The following is an 18,672-nucleotide window of genomic DNA, read 5'->3' as shown; positions in this document are numbered from 1 at the left end:
GCTCGACCTGATATCCGTCTATTTCCAAAGGAAATCTGAAGCGTCCTTGACTTCTTCGATTAAATTAAGGTCGTGTAACCTGGACTGCACTTCATTTACCGTTGTTTCAGAAAGCTGTTCTTGACCCCAAGATGTACTGGATAACCATTCCTGAATGTCTTCCAACTTTTGTTCGTACCGATTGGACAAGGTTCTGTCGATACTTGGAATTTGTTTAAATTCCGCTGTATATGTATAAATAACTTCCAGAATATGTCTCAAAACACCTGCTTTTTCTTTTAGAAAAGAGTTGGAGGCTGCAACAACAAAACATGGCCAAGGGGTTGGGCAATCGCCTACACGTTTAAATATTCCTTTGTCCACAAGTGGTTTTGTGGTAAAATGTTCCCACATAAAATATGCATTGGACCCACTTGTCAGGTTTTCTACAGCGCCATCAAGGTTGTTAATGATCTCAAATTGAAGCTTCTCCGTGTCCCAACCCTGATTCTGTGCGTTGATATAAGCCATTAAATGACTTCCACTTCCCATTCGACTTATTGCAATAGGGTCTTCTTTTAATTCAGATATGGAGTTGCGGTTACTCTTGCCATCCACATGTATGCCCCAAAGCAGGGGAGAGGAAACATACACTTGAACAATTTTGGCTGGATTTCCCTGTGATATACTTTTAATTATGCCTTCGGTAAGAATAATGGCCAAATCAGCTTCGCCGTCCTGAAGCATTTGTGTCATTTTTCCCGTTCCCTCGGGTATATCGGTCCATTCCAATTGAATTCCGCGGTCTTCAAAAGCATTGTCCTCCATGGCCAAATGCCAAGGAAGGTTAAAATGTTCGGGGACACCAATTATTTTTACAGTTTTCATGTATTGGATTTATAAATGAGATTAAAATTATGATTCCGTGCAGTATTTGACCAAAAAAACATGGTATTAAATTATACCAACTGACTTTTTGCAATACAATCCAAGGTGTATTGTATTAGTTGGTCAATAGATTTATGGCCTTGCTGTGAAAATTCACCGGTTGCCCTATTTGCCAAAATAGCATTCAGTGAAACGGCCCTGTGTCCATGCAGTTTTGCCAAACCGTACATGGCTGCGGTTTCCATTTCTAGGTTGGTTATTCGTATTTTGTTGAAGGTAAAGGATGCAAGTTTCTCGTTAAAGTCCGGAATGGCAGGGGGTATGCGAAGTGTTCTTCCTTGAGGACCATAAAAACCTGAATTAGTTCCTGTTACACCTAATCGTATACGATTTGAAGTGAATATACTACCTAATTCTTCATCGAAATCAACTGCGTATGGGTGGATATTGTGCTTGCTCCAATTTAGGTAATCGTTCAAAGCTGATTCCAACTCGTTGTTCTTGATGTGTCCACAGTTATAAAAATGAAGGAGATTGTCGAAACCAATCCCTGCAGTACTCAGTAAAAATGAATCTACGGGCAGGTCCGGCTGCAGGGATCCAGATGTACCGACCCGTATAAAATTGAGTTGGGACTTAACTTCTTTAACCTGTCTTGTTTCAAAATCTATGTTGGCAAGAGCATCGAGTTCGTTAAAAACGATATCAATATTGTCGGTTCCTATGCCTGTTGAGACCACTGATATTCGTTTCCCTTTAAAAATGCCGGTATGGGTTACAAATTCACGTTTGCTTTTTTGCACTTCAATAGTTTCAAAGTATTTGGATACTTCGTGTACGCGATTTTGATCACCAACCGTGATAATGATGTTGGAAATGTCTTCGGGAAGAAGATTTAGATGGTAAATGCTCCCATCAGGATTCAGAATAAGCTCTGAACTGCCCAAAGATGAGCTCATCTATTACAATTTAAGGATTCGTTCTGTTTCCGTATTATATAAGAAGTTATACTTTAAAGAACCGCCTAGATACATTTGATTATCACGTAGTTCCGAGTAGTAATTAGCTTCTTGTTTTAGGACATCCAAACCTTTTTTGGTCAATTTTACTGGATCAAAAGAACTGAACAAGGGTTTTAAGGAGGCAATCATGCGTTCGTATTGGGAATCGCCAAAACCATAATACCCTTGGTTGGTCAATAATTCCCCCATTAATGCTTTCTTTGATTCTGGCTTGCTGTTCTTGGCAACTTCGAGAATATGGTTCTCTAAATCGTTTAAGCCATTTTTAATGGTAGGGAATCTTTTTAGATGTGTTTTCAATGCATCCGAAAGATATTCGAATTGAAAATCGTTGTTGGCAATTTGATTCTCCAATCGAATTGGATTGTCGCTGCAATATAGTTGCCAAATATAGTCTGCATATTCAATGTCGTCTTGCGAGAGTACTTTTTTGTTTTCGTACATCTCCATCAAGGCTTCGTCATTGAGTTCGTTAAGTCCGTGAAGTTTTTCCGAGCCTTCTACCTTACCGCTGCACACTAACGAGATTTCAGCGTGCCTACGATGGGTTTTTAGCCAACTTAGAACGGCCAGCATGTTTATTTGGCAAAATAGATCGTATTCAAACCAAAGAACTATCTGGTCTTGTTGCTTGTGGTTACAAAGCGACCGATATTCTTTCAATGTTTTTTCTATAAACCAGGATTTGGAGACTTTGTAATTTTTGTTCAGGAATTCGAATCTTGTTTTCCAGAATGATTCGCTTCCTACGGTAGAGAGGGTTTTGCCTTCGCATAACATTTCTCTCCAGGTAATTACGTCCCCTTTTAATTCTAAAGATTGTAATCTAGACGTGAAACTGTCCCCGTTGGTTATGTGCAACAGTGATTTCATTTTCAGCTCAGTTTTCGTTGGTTAGGAATAATAAAAGTAAGGTTTAAAGCAGGAACACAAAAATATTTTCACAAAACATTGCAATTCTGAGCAAGTTTTTAACATGTATAAAAAACCGAATTGTTTTTTTGCTGAATTACCAGTTATCCGCCCACTCGCTTCACGGAAAAGCCATTTTCTTTGAGGTAGTCCATGATTTTATCGCGGTAATCCCCTTGTATAATAATGGCCTCGTTCTTAAAACTTCCCCCAACACCCAATAGTGTTTTTAGTTCTTTGGTCAACTTTTTAAAATCGCTATCGGCCCCATTGTATCCTTCAAGAATGGTTACGGGTTTGCCTTTGCGTTTTTCATATTTACAGATTATTGGTTCGTCCTGCAGCCAATAATCAGGTTTGTTCTCTTCGCTTTTTGGTTCCTCCTCCGGCACATGGTCCGGAAATAGATTTTTGAGTTGATCTCCTAGGTCCATTTTACTTCTTTATCAATCCCAGCTCTATTAGCCTTTCGTGCAGGTACTCGCCGGCGGTTATATCCTCAAATGCTTTTGGGTGCTCCTCATCTATGCAATTTTCCAAACAATTGAGTGGCATATCGCTTACGGGGTGCATAAAAAATGGAATGGAATATCTTGAAGTGCCCCAAAGTTCTTTGGGCGGGTTTACCACTTGGTGAATGGTGGATTTTAATTTATTGTTGGATAGTCTGGACAGCATATCCCCAACATTGATCATTAATTGGTCCGGCTTGGCGATGGCATCCACCCAATTGCCTTGATGGTCTTTTACCTGGAGCCCTTTTCCATGGGCGCCCATTAATAAGGTAATCAAATTAATGTCGCCATGTGCTGCGGCCCTGACCGCATTTTTGGGTTCTTCTGTGATGGGAGGGTAGTGGATGGGCCTTAATATGGAGTTTCCGTTTTTAATGTAATCATCAAAATAGGTTTCTTCTAGGCCCAAGTGCAGGGCCAAAGCCCTGAGAACGTATTTGGCTGTTTTCTCCAACATTTTGTACGTTTCCTTTCCAACACTATTAAAATTGGGAAGCTCCTCAACCGTAACATTGTCGGGATATTGGGCTTCGAGTGCTGGATTGTTCTCAACATATTGTCCAAAATGCCAAAACTCTTTAAGGTCGCCTTCCTTTTTGCCTTTGGCGTGTTCTTTTCCAAAAGAAGTATAACCCCTTTGTCCGCCAATACCCTCAATCTCGTAGTTGTCCTTAACGTCTTGGGGCAAATTGAAGAATTTTTTTATTTCATCATATAGATTGTCGACCAGTTCGTCCGACAAGAAATGTCCACTCAGCGCAACAAATCCGATATCCTCGAATGCTGCACCTATTTCTTTGACAAATTTCTCCTTTCTTTTTGGGTCTTCCGAAACAAAGTCCTTTAGGTCTACACTTGGAATAGCACTCATATTGTCATCTTTGAAATAATGTCAAAAATAGGGAATAATGCTGAAGATTATGGAATTTTAAAGCGTTTTGAAGGGCTTTTTACTACTTTTAACCTACAGAAATTTATCGTATGAGGTATCATGTTGGCGACTTGGAACAACAAAAGTTGCTTGATTTGTACACGGGAATGCTCAAGCCCAGAATGATAGAGGAAAAAATGCTGATTTTACTTCGGCAGGGCAAGATTTCAAAATGGTTTAGCGGTATTGGACAAGAGGCTATTTCGGTGGGTGTTACAAAGGCACTCAAGGAAAGTGAATACATTTTGCCCATGCACAGAAACCTGGGCGTTTTTACTTCGAGGGACATTCCGCTCCACCGACTATTTGCGCAATGGCAAGGCAAAGCGAGTGGGTTTACCAAAGGCAGGGACCGTAGTTTTCATTTTGGGACCCAAGAATACAAGATTGTAGGTATGATATCCCATTTAGGACCCCAACTTGGAGTTGCCGATGGAATTGCCCTTGCCGACATGTTGCGAAGAAAAAAACGTGTTACTGCCGTATTTACTGGTGAAGGCGCTACAAGTGAGGGAGATTTTCACGAAGCATTGAATGTGGCATCCGTTTGGAACTTACCCGTGCTTTTCTGTATTGAGAATAATGGATATGGGCTTTCCACACCGACCAACGAACAATATAATTGCGAACATTTGGCAGATAGGGCCAAGGGGTATGGTATTGAATCCAGAATTATAGATGGCAATAATATTTTGGAAGTGTATTCCAAGGTGGATGAATTGTGCAAGGCTATCCGTAGGCGGCCTCGACCTATATTGTTGGAATTCAAAACGTTTAGGATGCGTGGCCATGAAGAGGCCAGTGGCACAAAATACGTCCCTGATAAATTAATGAAGGAGTGGGGAGAAAAGGACCCAATTGCCAATTATGAAACATTTTTGGTCAATGAAGGTATTCTCACCCAAGAACGTATAGAGGAGTTAAAAAGCAGTATATCCGAAGAAATCAATGAAAATTTAAAGCTGGCTTTTGATGAAGATGCAATATCATCAACTGAAAGTAAAGAATTAAGTGATGTATACAAAGCATCAGAAAATCAAATAATAAAACCTGAATCAGACCACAAAGAAGAATTACGTTTCGTCGATGCTATTTCGCAAGGGTTGGAACAATCCATGTATCGGCATAACGAACTAATTATAATGGGGCAGGATGTAGCTGATTATGGTGGTGTATTTAAAATTACCGAAGGTTTTGTGCCCAAGTTTGGAAAGCGAAGGGTACGGAACACCCCGATTTGTGAATCTGCAATCGTATCCGCAGCGATGGGTTTGTCCATTAATGGTATGAAAGCGGTTGTGGAGATGCAATTTGCCGATTTTGTGAGCTCTGGATTTAATCCAATCGTAAATTACTTGGCCAAAGTGCACTACAGGTGGAACGAAAATGCCGATGTTGTGATTCGAATGCCTTGTGGTGGTGGAGTGGGGGCCGGACCCTTCCATTCACAGACCAATGAGGCCTGGTTTACCAAAACCCCTGGATTAAAAGTAGTATACCCTGCTTTCCCTTACGATGCAAAAGGACTTTTGAATACGGCTATTAATGACCCTAATCCTGTTTTGTTTTTTGAGCATAAAGGTTTGTACCGAAGTGTAAAAGAAGAAGTTCCAGTAGATTATTACACCCTGCCCTTTGGCAAAGCAAGTGTGCTTAAAGAAGGGAATGATATTACGGTTGTCACCTATGGTGCCGGCGTGCATTGGGCTTTGGAGATATTGGGCAATCATCCAGAAATCAATGCCGATTTGTTGGACCTAAGAACATTGCAGCCCTTGGACGAAGAAGCTATTTACAACTCCGTGAAAAAAACAGGAAAGTTGATCGTGTTACAAGAGGACACACTTTTTGGTGGTGTGGCAAGCGATATAGCTGCCATGGTCATGGAAAACTGCTTTGAGTATCTAGATGCCCCGGTAAAAAGAGTGGGCAGTTTGGAAACACCAGTTCCATTTGCAAAATCGTTGGAAGAGAATTATTTGCCCAAGCATCGATTTGAGTCAGCTCTTGTTGAACTGTATCAATATTAATTTTAACGCAATCCATTGAATATAGGGTGAGTTATCTCTTTTTTCAATAATTTAACAACTATAAAAACCTCCCAAGTCGTATATTAAATAGAACATTAACTTAATTATTTATGATGAAACGATCATTATTACTCTTTGCCGTGGTGGGACTTTTGCTCTCGTCATGTTCAGTTTCAAAAAGTGCTAGAACACAACGAAATTTGTTCAGCGGAACATGGAACTTGGACAATGTTTATTATGAAAACAATACCGGAAACTTTAAATCTGTCATTTTTAACGATGCAGAAGATATCTGTTTTGAAGGCAGTGAATGGTTTTTCCGCGATAATAACAGTACAGGGCGCTATACTATAGCCCAAAGTTCCCTTTGCCAAGGTGGAGACCGATTTTTTAGATGGTCCGTGGTAGAACCACAACAGAATTACCAAAGCCAACTTCAATTTAAGTTTATCGATGAAAACCGGAAGGATATTTCCGGAGGCTACGGATACCGATTGAACATCGTTAGCTTATCCGAACAATCCATGACCCTTAACTCCAATGTTTCTGTGGACGGGCAACCTGTGACCATTGTTTACGAATTCTCAAAAAAATAAATAGATGAAAAATATAGTATTAAAAGGTGCAATGGCATTTTTGGCGTTGACCATGATTATTAGTTGTGATGCCATTAAAAATGCAAACAACACTCAAAAAGGTGCTGCAATCGGTGCAGGTGGTGGTGCTGTTATAGGTGGTGTTATCGGTAACAACGTAGGTAAAGGAAATACTGCCTTGGGCGCTATTATCGGTGCTGTTGTAGGTGGTGCTGCCGGTGGTTACATTGGAAACCGCATGGACCGACAAGCTGAGCAGATTGAACAAGAAATCCCTGGAGCTGAAGTGCAAAGGGTAGGTGAAGGTATCAACGTTACCTTTAGTGGAGAAAACGGTGTTTATTTCGACACCAACAAATCCGATATCAAAGGAGCCTCTGCAGCCACATTGGATAAATTGGCCGGTATTTTTAAAGAATATCCTAAAACCAATATTTTAGTTGAAGGTCACACCGATAGCGATGGAGCGGCCGAATACAATATGGGACTTTCGCAACGTAGAGCCCAGGCCGTAACCAGTTATTTGGTATCCAAAGGTATTTCCGGGGGACGCTTTACCACTAAATGGTATGGTGAGGATCAACCTGTGGAAAGCAACGAGACTGCTGCCGGTAAAGCAGCGAACAGACGTGTTGAGCTTGCTATTATTGCCAGTGACGAGCTTAAACAAGAAGCTTACGAGCAGACTGAAAATTAAGAAGTCGCCCTATTAAAATATAAAGGCCCGGTTTTTCCGGGCCTTTTTTGTTGACAGATGTTAAATAAACTATTAAATGTGGGTTAAGCCATCTTTGTGTTGACAGAATTTTATTAACTTAATGGTATTCAAATCATTAAAACATAAACCTGAGCGTAACTATGGAGAACACTATCCACTATAACACAGAACAGCAACAAGAATTATTGGTGCGGGTGGAGAGGAATAATAGAATGGTACAACGCTTATCTCAAAAGTTGAATTCGTATACCTGCCAACCCAAATGCCCGCAACAGTTCGAAAAATTCTACGAACTGAACAAGAGCATCGAAAACTTCAAAAAGCACCAAAAACATATCATGTCCAAAATTCGACAGCGAAAGATGGATTTCTCCGATGCCGTGAACAACGAAGTCGGAAATCAACTTGACCGCTTTAAGAAGTTGGAAAAAGATTTCGCATCCTATCTTACCGATTAAGAATTCCATGTAGATAGGGAATAATGTTTCTAAATTTCCCATCTAGAATAATTACTTTCAGAAACATACGTAATATTGCAGGGCAGCTAAACTGTCCCCTATGGCAAAATCTTCAAATTCCGCTCTTGTAATACTGGCGTTTTTTGCCATCTATGTTATATGGGGTTCCACATATTTACTCAATAAAATAGCGGTAATGGAGCTGGAGCCTTTTATGTTGGCCGGTTGCAGGTTTACTCTAGCGGGACTCTGTATTTTTATCTTGGCCAAGCTCATGGGGATTTCCCTTAAAATCACTAAAAAACAATTGGTGAACACCATTATTGCCGGGGTATTGTTCTTGAGCATAGGAAATGGCCTTGTGGTTTGGGCCCTACGCTATGTGGATACAGGTTTTGCCGCCTTGGAGATTTCTTCACAACCACTCATTATTTTATTGATGATGCGGATACTCCAAGGAAAAAAAATTCAGCCGATGTCAGTGTTGGGAGTTGTTTTTGGCGTCGTCGGAATTTATTTATTGGTGAGTCAAAAACAAATCATAACACAAGAAGAATCCATTATAGGTATGATCATGATTTTCTTCTGTATGATATGTTGGGCCTATGCCAGTTTATTCGTGGCAAAAGCAGACCTTCCGACCAACTATTTTGTAAATACCGGTTTTCAGATGTTTTTCGCAGGAATTATACTGGGGATAATGAGTCTTTCCTTTGGGGAGAAATGGACGGCTCCCACCGAATGGAGCGGTGAAGTGCAGATATCTATGCTCCTGCTCATATTTTTCGGTAGTATTTTGGCATTTACATCCTTTAATTATTTGCTCAAAGCCGTTTCCCCGGAAAAAGTGGCAACGTCCACTTATGTGAATCCGATAGTGGCCCTGTTATTAGGTTGGTACTTTTTGGATGAACAGATTACAAAGCAATCCATTCTGGCCGCCGTAATACTTTTAACCGGTGTGTATTTTATCAACACAAAAAAAACACTGGCCATTTTTGAGCGCTTTAAACGTTAACACACCGTTATTTGTCTCGGAATTGACTCAATGATTTTGTAATTTACTAGATGTAAATACCTTGTATCATGAAGTCTATTTTAAAATATGGAGCTTTTCTACTATTGTTGGTTGTTGCCGCTTGCGCAACAGGGAGAAACAATGCCACGCCCGAAGAAATTGCCGAGTTGGAAAATTTAATATCCAATCAGCGGTTCGAGATTAGGGCCACTTGGGCACAGCCCATGGCAAGTCAAGGATTAAATAGTATCGCTAATGCCGGTTTATTGCCTCCGGGCAGTACGGCCAGCCGTATAGATATTACCGGGGCAACCGCATATCTGCGTGTTGTTGGGGACAGTGTAATGGCCGACCTGCCATATTTTGGGGAAAGACGTATGGGAGGGTATTATAATCAAGATAAGGCAGGAATTAAATTTGAAGGCATCCCCGAAAACCTCACTTTTGAACCCCTTAAAAAGGGGGATGGAAAAACCATGAGTTTTACCATTGATCAAGATTCCGAAGGTTTTCAAGTCTATGCACAACTTTATCCCAATGGAAACGCCCGAATTACGATTTCAAGTACACATAGGACCAATATTTGGTATCAGGGGAATTTCCGTGAATACGAGGAGGAAAAGTAAATCTGTTGGAAAACTTTGTTTACGGACCTAAGTTGTTTTTTTGATTCAGGTCTCAACTATCCGACCGCAAACATTTTCCTCTTTCCAACATTTTATCATAGCTTTATTGGTTCAGAAACCAAAACACCTAATAAAACAAGATGAAAATGTACACTTTGACCTTTAGGTCAATACTGATGCTTTCGCTGGCCGTATCCTTTGTTGCATGTAAGGGAAACAATGGCGGAAATGAAGAAACAGCAACGGAAGAAGTTGCCGATAATGTAGAAGAAACCCCAAAATACGAGGGTGACCTGCCCTTGGACCGCCTTAATTTGCCAGAAGGTTTTAGCATAGATGTTTATGCAGAGAATATTGAAGGAGCACGCTCCATGGCCATGGGTGCTGACGGAACCCTTTTTGTAGGTACTCGAAACGAAGGAAAGGTATATGCCCTAAAAGATGTGGATGGTGATTATAGGGTCGATGAAACCTATACCATTGCTACCGATTTGGAGCAACCAAACGGTGTGGCATTTAGGGATGGTGACCTGTATGTGGCCGCCGTAAGCCGGTTGTTTAAGTTTACAGGTATAGAATCCCAATTGGAAAATCCAGCGGAGCCAGAATTGATCTATGATGATTACCCAACGGAATTCCACCACGGATGGAAATATATTGCCTTTGGCCCGGACAATAAATTATATGTGCCTGTTGGCGCACCATGTAATATTTGCGACCGAACCGATGAGGACGAGCGTTTTGCCTCCATTACCAGAATGGATTCCGACGGAAGCAATCGGGAGATTGTGGCCCACGGGGTAAGAAATACCGTTGGTTTTACTTGGCATCCGGATACCAACGAGCTTTGGTTCACCGATAACGGCAGAGATATGATGGGGGATGACGTACCTCCGGGAGAGTTGAACAAACTTACCGAAGTAGGTCAGCACTTTGGCTATCCTTTTTGCCATGGAGGAACCGTGAAGGACCCAGAATTTGGAGACCAGCGCCCGTGTTCGGATTTTGTGCCGCCAGTGCAGCCATTGGGTGCCCATGTAGCTGCTTTGGGTGTCAAGTTTGGAAAAGGGCCAATGTTTCCAGAGCAATATAACGGACATGCATTTTTAGCAGAGCACGGTTCTTGGAACCGCTCGTCCAAAGTAGGGTATAGGGTTACTTTGGTTAAGTTGGAAAATGGAGAAGCTGTGAGCTACGAACCTTTTATAGATGGATGGTTGGACGAAGAGTCGCAAGAAGCATTCGGAAGACCGGTAGATCTATTGTTCTTGGAAGATGGCTCTCTTTTAATTTCCGATGATGAAGGCAATGCCATTTACAGGGTAAGCTATAAAGGATAAACCTTAAGATAAATTACGCAAGTACTTGGGAATGGGCCTTTGTTCCATTTTCCAAGTACTTTTTTTATGGTTACTATCCGTAACCTCGATAAAGTAGTAATTGACTCCTCCTTTTAATTTCGAAGGAATATACTCAATGGTAAAAACACGGTCGTCGTGTAAAAAGGTAAATTCCCTGATTTCACCGTTCCCACCTCTTTTTACAGTGCCTCGACAAAGCATTAAACTTGGTTTTGCCAATATGCTGTTACTTTTGTGCCAGCACAGGTAGCGTATCTCGCCAGATTTCAATTCATCTATTCTTACGGTAAACTGTTGATCACCGAAGTAGGCCAAAATACGTTCAATATTGGAATCTCTCCAAAAAATGGCAAAGTAGGTTTAAAGGTTACTGGGAAGATTGTAACGGGACAAAAAATCTTGTATTGTACTAGTACCTGTTTCTTTTCCCCCAATGTGCACCGTGCATCCAACCTGCCAAATAAATAATAAAGCCCACCATCACCAAACAGAATATCTGTAGGGCGTTTATGGTTTCTAGTGTAGTCATACTCTGAAATTTTCTGGAAGCTACATTATGTGCAATTATTTTGCGCAATAAATTGATGAATGCCCTTTGCCAATTGATCAATACCCGTTCTCAATCAACCGATTATCCCAGGAATTTCGCAAAATGGAAAAATTGTCCATTCACTGGCGTATTTCGTCCATTTTTTCACACGTGGTATTGCCGCAACTTTGTCCCATCAAAATTTAAGTTTAATCAATTAAAGAAGAATATCATGAGAAATTTGATGCGAACAGTAACACTGTTCTTGATTACCGTAACAGGCGTTTACGCCCAATTGCCAGAACCAGGTTTTACCATTGACGGAAACACCGCCATTGTGATCACCGACCCGCAAATCGATTTCCTTAGCCCCGATGGTGTGGCTTGGGGTGCCGTGGGCCAGAGCGTTCAGGAAAACAACACCGTCGAAAACTTGGAGACCATTTTTAAATTGGGCGAAGAGTACAACATTCCCGTATTTATTTCTCCCCACTACTACTACAAACACGATCACGTGTGGAAGTTCGAGGGAACCCTTGAAAAATTGATGCACAACATTAGCATGTTCGATCGTGGGGACCAACTTAATGTAGAAGGTTTTGAAGGTTCAGGTGCCGATTGGTTGCCTCGCTACAAAAAGTACATCAATAAGGATAGGGTAGTAGTGACCAGCCCGCACAAAGTATATGGACCTGAATCCAATGATTTGGCCCTACAATTGAGAAAACAAGGGGTGGACAAAGTAATCTTGGCAGGGATGTCCGGTAACCTATGTGCCGAATCCCACATGAGGGAATTGGTAGAGAACGGTTTTGAAGTTGCTGTTGTTGGTGACGCTACCGCTTCTGCCAAACTACCTGGATTGGATGGCGACCAAGCTGCCCAGACTAACTATAAACTAATTTCCAGCCGTGTATTTACCACTAAGGAATTGGTGAAAGAATTGAAAATGCACCCAATGAAGTAGAACGTCAGTGTTTGTGATGTTGCAGTTGAGGGTAGAAGGGTCGGACTTAGGTTTGGCCCTTCTTTTTTGTTGATAGGGTGAAATACATCATTCTGAATTTATTTCAGAATCTCATCGTGTTGATTACAAAATGATGATGAGAACCTGAAACGAGTTCAGGTTGACGAACGCTTTTTTATGATGGTCTCTAATATATGGACAATCAGTTGAGTATTCAACGAGCGGGGAAATTGTCCAGGAGACAAGCAGATACGTCATTCTGAATTTATTTCAGAATCCCATCCTATTGATTGGAAAACGGTGATGAGAACCTGAAACGAGTTCAGGTTGACAGAAACCAATTTTTTAAATAGAGCCTTGTTTTTCAATTATTTAAGTGGAAAAAGGGAAAAATGTCCACGGACTTGCGGCATATGTCCATTTTATCCAAGACCTCATCACTGCACCTTTGTAATGTCAATAATGACAAACCATTTATGAATTAAAAAACAGAAAGTTATGACACGTTTACAAGCATTAGATCCAAAGGAAGCCACCGGAAGATCAAAAGAATTATTCGACGGTATCCAAGCTAAATTGGGCATGGTACCCAACATGATGAAAACCATGGGGAACTCCTCCGTAGTTTTGGAAGGTTACCTGAACCTTAGCGAACTATTGGGCAAAGGATCCTTGGGAGGTAAATTGGGCGAATTGTTGGCCTTGACCGTTGCTGAAGCCAACGCCTGTAATTACTGCCTATCTGCACACTCCTTTATTGGTGAGAAATTGGTGGGTATCGATACCAACACCTTGCAATCCGCAAGAGAAGCCATCAATGCAGACCCAAAAATCGCTGCGGCACTTCAGTTTGCAAAATCATTGATCAATAAAAACGGACGCGTGACTGCAGAAGATGTGGAAACCGTAAAAGCGGCCGGATATTCCGATGGCGCTGTAGGTGAGATCGTGGCACATGTAGCCTTGAACGTATTCACGAATTACTTCAACAATACCGCAAACACCGATATCGATTTCCCAGTGGTGGAAGTCGCTACCGTGTAATCAATCATTAATCTTAAATCCTATTCAAATGAAAACGATTAAAAACTTATTTCTTTTTGGAATTGTTTTGTTTGCCGCTATTAGTGCGCAGGCACAAACGCCACCGGTAGACGATAATGGTCTTGCCATTGGTGGGTACGATGTGGTTTCCTATTTTTCAGGGGAAGCACAAAAGGGCAGCAAGAGCTATGCGGTAAAGCACAGTGGTGCTACCTATTACTTCGCTAGCAAGGCGAACCAGACTGCCTTTAAAAAATCGCCCAACAATTATTTACCTCAGTTCGATGGGTATTGTGCTTGGGGTATTGGTGCCAAAGAAGTCAAGTTTCCCATCAATCCGGAAACCTACACGGTGATCGATGGTAAACTTTACCTATTCTTTAACGGCCCCTTTAACGGGGAGCCTTTCAACACCTACGAAGATTGGGGGCAACGTACGACGGAGCTAAAAAAGGCAGCACATGCCAATTGGCCCAAAGTAAGAAACAGTAAGTAGTTTTAATTAGCAGTAAGGGTAGGGCCTCGCCATAGGTTCTGCCCTTTTTTTGTTTTAAAAAATCACAATCATGGACATAGAAAAAAAATATCCCGTACCACCTTTTACCGAGGAAACCGCTCGTGAAAAAGTACAATTGGCCGAAGATGCCTGGAACAGTCAAAACCCGGAAAAGGTAAGCAAAGCCTACACGGTGGACACCGAATGGCGCAACCGTTCCCAGTTTGTAAATGGGCGTGAAGAGGTAGTTTCCTTTTTGACGGAAAAGTGGAAGAAAGAAAAAAATTACAAATTAAGAAAGGAACTATGGGCCTTTACCGACAATAAGATTGCAGTTCGGTTTGAATACGAATACCAGAATGCCGAAGGAGCGTGGATTCGCGCATATGGAAACGAGAATTGGGAGTTCAATGAGCATGGGCTTATGCAAAAGCGCTTTGCCAGTATCAACGACCTGCCGATAGCAGCATCGGAGAGAAGACTTTGATAAGTGTTAAGGCATTGTCACTTCGAAGTGACAAGACAATATAGAAACCGTCAGTTCGAGTTTTTTCAGAATGAAAAAGTATCGAGAACAAGGTTTCCGGCACATAAAAACTCATTTCTCAATATAATTTTTGGCCCTTGGTCCAAAAACCACTCGAAATGACAACATCGAAGTGACAGACAACTGGCTACTAACAACTAACAACTGTTAACTAAACAAATATGGACATCTACAACACCAACACGCTCATCAACGAACAAACGGGAAACCTGGCCTTTAAACTATCCGAATTTGAGGATGGTTGCCAATTTTGCGACACGCACCGTTTAAATTACTATTCCTTGATCTGGATAAAAAAGGGGAGGGGTACAGCCCATGTGGACTTTTCGGAGTACGCGTTTACGCCAAATACCCTAATTGCCGTAACGCCCTATCAACCTTTTACCATTACCGAGGAAGAACCGTTGGAGGGCGTGGTGTTGAATTTCCACCCCGATTTTTACTGCATTCACAAGCACCACGAACAAGTGGCCTGTAATGGGGTGCTCTTTAATAATATTTACAGTCCGCCTACGCTCTGCGTTACCGAGGAAATGTGCCAAAATTTTGAATTGGTACTCGAGCAGATGTATACCGAGGTACAGAAATCCGAACTGGCGCAGTACGAGCTGTTGGTCTCTTACCTAAAAATATTCTTGATCACAGCCTCGCGTGCCAAGACCAAGCAACAGCCCGAAGTGCTGGAAGGCGCTACCGACCAAAAGGAGCCTTTTATTCTGCAAAAACTTAAAAACTTAATTGAGACACATTACAAGACCATGCACTCTGCCGGGGAGTATGCCGATTTGCTGAACATTAGCCCCAAGGCCTTGGCCAAAATGACCAAGAACCACTTTAACAAAACCATGACCAACCTGATCAGCGAACGAATCATTATCGAGGCCAAGCGCGAGCTGTTCCTTACCGACAAAACGGTAAAGGAAATTGCCTACGACCTTGGGTATGACGATGAACACTACTTTAGCCGATTTTTTAAGAACAACGCGGAAGTTTCGCCCAAAACCTATCGCGAAACAGTGGGCTTTGCCCGCGCCGCCATGGCCTAATTTTTACCCATGAAAGCACATGTGATATCTCAAACCGTTTCCGTGCCCTTTGAGCAATTGTACGGTGCGCTTAAAAAACGCATTGTGGAACACGGCTTTTTACTCCTGCACGAAATAGACACCCAGGCCATTGTGGCCAAACACGGGGTGCGCATAGCGCCGTTGCGGCAATTGCTCTTTTTCCACCCGAAATATATTGCAGAGATCATGGCGAACGATCCGCTGGCCATAAACGATATCCCACTAAAAATGGTGTTGCACCAACTGGATGACACCACCACCCAACTGAGTTTTAAAAACCCTGTGGGCAGCCTACAGGATTATGGGTTACAGCCTGAAATGGCAGCCGAGTTGTTGGAGCAGATGCAGGGGATACTTTCTTTTTAAGGACGGTTGGATTGTTGGATTTATTGGAATGTTGGAGAAAGCCCTTTAGGGCTTTTTTTGTATGGTTACGGTTTTCTGTAATCGGTTACGTGTTAAATGTTGGTATTTTTAAAGGTTTACTAACGAAGTGAAAAATCAGTAACCATTTGAAAATGTATGAATAACAAGGAATTAGCAATAAGTCTAGTTAAGGCTGATACTGAGAAAGAGATAATTAATATTCTTAAAAAAGAAGGTTATTGGGATAATTCTGATGTTTGGCAATTATATGGAGGTAAAGAAAACAATTTTGCAACAATTGGGAATCAAAAAAGTAGGGCTGAAGATGCTTTAGTTGAGAAAATAGTAAATTCCGTTGATGCGGTATTAATGGCTGAATGTCTTAAGAGAGGTGTTAAGACAGATAGTCCAGAGGCGCCAACTAGTATAGCTGATGCTTTAGAGAAATTTTATAAAGTCGATAATGGTAAATTATCAAATATAACTCCAAATGAAAGAACAAAACTTGCTGAAAATATAGCACTTGTTTCAACTGGCGCAAAGTCTAATCCTTGTTATTCAATTATTGATAAGGGTGAAGGACAAACACCCAATAGATTGCCTGATACAATTTTGTCAATAGATAAAAATAACAAATTGAGAACTCCTTTTGTCCAAGGTAAATTTAATATGGGTGGTACGGCAGTTTTACGTTTTTGTGGCCGAGAAAATTTGCAGCTCATTATTTCTAAAAGAAATCCAGATATTAAAATTCAAGAAGAATTAGATGATTCAGTCAATTGTTGGGGAATCACTGTCGTAAGAAGAGAAAACCCGCCTCAAGGTGTTCGAAGTTCGATTTATAAATTCTTGGCTCCTGATAATAAAATATTACGATTTGAAAGTGAGTCACTTAAGTTGATGCCTGGTATATACCCTAATGCTTACCAAAATGATTTGTCATTTGGAACTTTTATCAAATTGTATGAATATCAAATGACAGGATTGAAAACAAATATATTATTTGATCTTAATTATAAACTTGCTTTATTAATGCCTAGCATAGCACTTCCTATTCGCCTTTATGAACGTAGGAAAGGATACAAGGGACATACTTTGGAAACTACATTGTCCGGTCTGTCAGTTAGACTTGATGAAGATAAAAAAGAGAATTTGGAAAGTGGTTTCCCTGTATCAGGTCCCATTACTGCTTTAGGTCAAAAAATGCGTGCTTCTATTTTCGCATTTAAAAGAGGAAGGTCAACTAATTATACAAGAGATGAAGGAATTATTTTTGTTATTAACGGACAAACACATGGTACGCTTTCTAAATCATTTTTTACTCGAAATGCAGTGCGTCATAGCTATATAGCAGATTCCTTACTGGTAGTTGTAGATTGTTCTGAATTGGATGGAAGATCAAGGGAAGATTTGTTTTTAAATAGTCGAGATCGATTAGCATCAGGAGAATTGCGTTCTCAAATTGAAAGAGAACTTGAAATTTTATTGAGAGAACATAAAGGTTTAAATCAGTTAAGAGAAAGAAGACGAAGAGAGGATATAGAGGATAAACTTGAAGATTCAAAACCTCTTGCCGATGTTATAGAGAATATTTTAAAGAAGTCTCCAACACTATCAAAACTATTTATCAAAGGAGTAAGGTTACCAAATCCATTTAATATAGCAAGTAGTAAAAGCGAGGAAAAATTTAAAGGAAAAAGGTTCCCAACATTTTTCACATTAATCAAAGAATATCCAGAAGGTTCCCCAAAAGATTGTCCTAGAAATGTGAGATTCAGAGTTCAATATAAAACTGATGCTGAAAATGATTATTTTGATAGAGATAATGATCCTGGTAAATTCTCACTTTATGTTAATGGAACAGAGGTCGAGAATAAACAGATTAACCCATGGAATGGTTTTATAAACTTAAATGTTTTACTTCCTGAGAATGCTAAAGTTGGCGATATTTTATGCTTTGAAAGTAAAGTAGAGGATGTAAGTCAAATTGAACCATTTGTTAGTAAGTTTTTTATTAAGGTTACAGATATAGAAAAAAAGAATAATTCATCAACTAAAACCAGTAGGAAAAAATCATCAACAAAAAATAGGGGAAACGATAGTGAGAATACCTCACATCTTGACCTGCCAAATGTTATAGAAGTTTTTAAGAAGGATAAAAATTGGATTTCTAAAGGATTTGAAAATGAAACTGCTTTGCATGTATTCGAGGATGGGCAAGGAGGGTATGATTTTTTCATAAACATGAATAATATTCATTTATTATCAGAGCAAAAATCAAATGGTAATATTGATTCGAAATTATTGAATGCTAGATATAAATATGGAATGGTACTTATAGGCATTGCACTTCTAAAAGAATACAATGATAAAATTGAAAGGTCTATTGAAGAAACCAATAATGAAATCGGAAATATTTTCACCCATATAAAGTATACAACAAAAGTTTTGTCTCCAATTCTTTTACCAATGATAGGAAGTTTAGGTAGCCTTAAATTAGATGATGTGGAATCATCATTGGAGCCTGAAATAAATTGATTTTAAAATTTATAGCGTCCCAGCCAAAATTACTATTAACCCCGACTCTATATTCTTTTATAAT

The 18,672-nt window shown here is 40.4% G+C and carries 20 protein-coding genes; 14 read left to right on the top strand and 6 right to left on the bottom strand.

The annotated features are described in order from the left end of the window. Window positions 1-18: 18 nt before the first annotated feature. From PY091_RS00945 to PY091_RS00925, 5 genes are all read right to left on the bottom strand, one after another. A complete protein-coding gene (locus tag PY091_RS00945) occupies window positions 19-867 on the bottom strand; it encodes a substrate-binding domain-containing protein (protein WP_275647877.1) in 849 nt (282 codons plus the stop codon). A 71-nt stretch (window positions 868-938) separates the two neighbouring features. Continuing rightward, entirely contained in the window at window positions 939-1,826 is an 888-nt protein-coding gene (locus PY091_RS00940; RefSeq protein WP_275647876.1) for a nucleoside phosphorylase, read from the bottom strand. Between the two features lie 3 nt (window positions 1,827-1,829). Further along, window positions 1,830-2,762, bottom strand: a complete 933-nt coding sequence (locus PY091_RS00935) for a DUF1835 domain-containing protein (protein WP_275647875.1) — start codon at window positions 2,760-2,762, stop codon at window positions 1,830-1,832. A gap of 143 nt (window positions 2,763-2,905) precedes the next feature. Continuing rightward, the gene (locus PY091_RS00930; protein ID WP_275647874.1) at window positions 2,906-3,235 is read right to left on the bottom strand and encodes a translation initiation factor; all 330 of its coding nucleotides are present in this window, start codon (window positions 3,233-3,235) and stop codon (window positions 2,906-2,908) included. Between the two features lies 1 nt (window position 3,236). Next, window positions 3,237-4,187, bottom strand: a complete 951-nt coding sequence (locus PY091_RS00925; protein ID WP_275647873.1) for an isopenicillin N synthase family dioxygenase — start codon at window positions 4,185-4,187, stop codon at window positions 3,237-3,239. A gap of 110 nt (window positions 4,188-4,297) precedes the next feature. Here PY091_RS00925 and PY091_RS00920 point away from each other — a divergent pair, with 110 nt between their 5' ends. From PY091_RS00920 to PY091_RS00890, 7 genes are all read left to right on the top strand, one after another. Continuing rightward, window positions 4,298-6,277, top strand: coding sequence for an alpha-ketoacid dehydrogenase subunit alpha/beta (locus tag PY091_RS00920; protein WP_275647872.1), 1,980 nt, complete (start codon window positions 4,298-4,300; stop codon window positions 6,275-6,277). Window positions 6,278-6,387: 110 nt separating this feature from the next. Continuing rightward, window positions 6,388-6,873: a lipocalin-like domain-containing protein gene (locus PY091_RS00915; RefSeq protein WP_275647871.1), complete on the top strand. Its 486-nt coding sequence runs from the start codon at window positions 6,388-6,390 to the stop codon at window positions 6,871-6,873. Window positions 6,874-6,877: 4 nt separating this feature from the next. Further along, a complete protein-coding gene (locus PY091_RS00910) occupies window positions 6,878-7,570 on the top strand; it encodes a YiaD family glycine zipper/OmpA-like lipoprotein (RefSeq protein ID WP_275647870.1) in 693 nt (230 codons plus the stop codon). Between the two features lie 161 nt (window positions 7,571-7,731). Then, window positions 7,732-8,049, top strand: coding sequence for a hypothetical protein (locus tag PY091_RS00905; RefSeq protein WP_275647869.1), 318 nt, complete (start codon window positions 7,732-7,734; stop codon window positions 8,047-8,049). 100 nt (window positions 8,050-8,149) lie between these two features. After that, the gene (locus tag PY091_RS00900) at window positions 8,150-9,067 is read left to right on the top strand and encodes an EamA family transporter (protein ID WP_275647868.1); all 918 of its coding nucleotides are present in this window, start codon (window positions 8,150-8,152) and stop codon (window positions 9,065-9,067) included. Between the two features lie 68 nt (window positions 9,068-9,135). Continuing rightward, window positions 9,136-9,693 carry a DUF4251 domain-containing protein gene (locus PY091_RS00895; protein ID WP_275647867.1) on the top strand — a complete coding sequence of 186 codons (558 nt, stop codon included), beginning with the start codon at window positions 9,136-9,138 and terminating at the stop codon, window positions 9,691-9,693. 140 nt (window positions 9,694-9,833) lie between these two features. After that, window positions 9,834-11,033, top strand: a complete 1,200-nt coding sequence (locus tag PY091_RS00890) for a PQQ-dependent sugar dehydrogenase (RefSeq protein ID WP_275647866.1) — start codon at window positions 9,834-9,836, stop codon at window positions 11,031-11,033. Window positions 11,034-11,036: 3 nt separating this feature from the next. On the opposite strand, the gene PY091_RS00885 is transcribed toward PY091_RS00890, so the two are convergent. Then, entirely contained in the window at window positions 11,037-11,369 is a 333-nt protein-coding gene (locus PY091_RS00885) for a hypothetical protein (RefSeq protein WP_275647865.1), read from the bottom strand. A gap of 446 nt (window positions 11,370-11,815) precedes the next feature. Between PY091_RS00885 and PY091_RS00880 the strand changes: the two genes are divergently transcribed. From PY091_RS00880 to PY091_RS00850, 7 genes are all read left to right on the top strand, one after another. Continuing rightward, window positions 11,816-12,550 carry a cysteine hydrolase family protein gene (locus PY091_RS00880; protein WP_275647864.1) on the top strand — a complete coding sequence of 245 codons (735 nt, stop codon included), beginning with the start codon at window positions 11,816-11,818 and terminating at the stop codon, window positions 12,548-12,550. Window positions 12,551-13,048: 498 nt separating this feature from the next. Beyond that, window positions 13,049-13,594, top strand: coding sequence for a carboxymuconolactone decarboxylase family protein (locus PY091_RS00875; RefSeq protein WP_275647863.1), 546 nt, complete (start codon window positions 13,049-13,051; stop codon window positions 13,592-13,594). 28 nt (window positions 13,595-13,622) lie between these two features. Continuing rightward, window positions 13,623-14,090, top strand: a complete 468-nt coding sequence (locus PY091_RS00870; RefSeq protein WP_275647862.1) for a YHS domain-containing (seleno)protein — start codon at window positions 13,623-13,625, stop codon at window positions 14,088-14,090. 70 nt (window positions 14,091-14,160) lie between these two features. Next, a complete protein-coding gene (locus PY091_RS00865; protein WP_275647861.1) occupies window positions 14,161-14,577 on the top strand; it encodes a nuclear transport factor 2 family protein in 417 nt (138 codons plus the stop codon). 221 nt (window positions 14,578-14,798) lie between these two features. Continuing rightward, on the top strand, window positions 14,799-15,683 hold the full coding sequence (locus PY091_RS00860; RefSeq protein WP_275647860.1) for a helix-turn-helix domain-containing protein: 885 nt from the start codon (window positions 14,799-14,801) through the stop codon (window positions 15,681-15,683). Window positions 15,684-15,692: 9 nt separating this feature from the next. Continuing rightward, window positions 15,693-16,070 carry a DUF302 domain-containing protein gene (locus PY091_RS00855; protein WP_275647859.1) on the top strand — a complete coding sequence of 126 codons (378 nt, stop codon included), beginning with the start codon at window positions 15,693-15,695 and terminating at the stop codon, window positions 16,068-16,070. 156 nt (window positions 16,071-16,226) lie between these two features. Next, entirely contained in the window at window positions 16,227-18,608 is a 2,382-nt protein-coding gene (locus PY091_RS00850) for a hypothetical protein (protein ID WP_275647858.1), read from the top strand. Window positions 18,609-18,672: the final 64 nt, after the last annotated feature.

The sequence above is a fragment of the Flagellimonas okinawensis genome, from assembly GCF_029194005.1.
Taxonomy (GTDB): domain Bacteria; phylum Bacteroidota; class Bacteroidia; order Flavobacteriales; family Flavobacteriaceae; genus Flagellimonas; species Flagellimonas okinawensis.
This window is presented reverse-complemented; position numbering and strand designations above follow the sequence as displayed.

Excerpts from the sequence above, each read along its gene's own strand:
- PY091_RS00895 (WP_275647867.1), top strand. The coding sequence starts at position 9,136 with ATGAAGTCTATTTTAAAATATGGAGCTTTTCTACTATTGTTGGTTGTT.
- PY091_RS00910 (WP_275647870.1), top strand. The coding sequence starts at position 6,878 with ATGAAAAATATAGTATTAAAAGGTGCAATGGCATTTTTGGCGTTGACC.
- PY091_RS00870 (WP_275647862.1), top strand. The coding sequence starts at position 13,623 with ATGAAAACGATTAAAAACTTATTTCTTTTTGGAATTGTTTTGTTTGCC.
- PY091_RS00930 (WP_275647874.1), bottom strand. The coding sequence starts at position 3,235 with ATGGACCTAGGAGATCAACTCAAAAATCTATTTCCGGACCATGTGCCG.
- PY091_RS00905 (WP_275647869.1), top strand. The coding sequence starts at position 7,732 with ATGGAGAACACTATCCACTATAACACAGAACAGCAACAAGAATTATTG.
- PY091_RS00875 (WP_275647863.1), top strand. The coding sequence starts at position 13,049 with ATGACACGTTTACAAGCATTAGATCCAAAGGAAGCCACCGGAAGATCA.
- PY091_RS00880 (WP_275647864.1), top strand. The coding sequence starts at position 11,816 with ATGAGAAATTTGATGCGAACAGTAACACTGTTCTTGATTACCGTAACA.
- PY091_RS00860 (WP_275647860.1), top strand. The coding sequence starts at position 14,799 with ATGGACATCTACAACACCAACACGCTCATCAACGAACAAACGGGAAAC.
- PY091_RS00865 (WP_275647861.1), top strand. The coding sequence starts at position 14,161 with ATGGACATAGAAAAAAAATATCCCGTACCACCTTTTACCGAGGAAACC.
- PY091_RS00855 (WP_275647859.1), top strand. The coding sequence starts at position 15,693 with ATGAAAGCACATGTGATATCTCAAACCGTTTCCGTGCCCTTTGAGCAA.
- PY091_RS00890 (WP_275647866.1), top strand. The coding sequence starts at position 9,834 with ATGAAAATGTACACTTTGACCTTTAGGTCAATACTGATGCTTTCGCTG.
- PY091_RS00900 (WP_275647868.1), top strand. The coding sequence starts at position 8,150 with ATGGCAAAATCTTCAAATTCCGCTCTTGTAATACTGGCGTTTTTTGCC.
- PY091_RS00935 (WP_275647875.1), bottom strand. The coding sequence starts at position 2,762 with ATGAAATCACTGTTGCACATAACCAACGGGGACAGTTTCACGTCTAGA.
- PY091_RS00925 (WP_275647873.1), bottom strand. The coding sequence starts at position 4,187 with ATGAGTGCTATTCCAAGTGTAGACCTAAAGGACTTTGTTTCGGAAGAC.
- PY091_RS00915 (WP_275647871.1), top strand. The coding sequence starts at position 6,388 with ATGATGAAACGATCATTATTACTCTTTGCCGTGGTGGGACTTTTGCTC.
- PY091_RS00940 (WP_275647876.1), bottom strand. The coding sequence starts at position 1,826 with ATGAGCTCATCTTTGGGCAGTTCAGAGCTTATTCTGAATCCTGATGGG.
- PY091_RS00850 (WP_275647858.1), top strand. The coding sequence starts at position 16,227 with ATGAATAACAAGGAATTAGCAATAAGTCTAGTTAAGGCTGATACTGAG.
- PY091_RS00920 (WP_275647872.1), top strand. The coding sequence starts at position 4,298 with ATGAGGTATCATGTTGGCGACTTGGAACAACAAAAGTTGCTTGATTTG.
- PY091_RS00945 (WP_275647877.1), bottom strand. The coding sequence starts at position 867 with ATGAAAACTGTAAAAATAATTGGTGTCCCCGAACATTTTAACCTTCCT.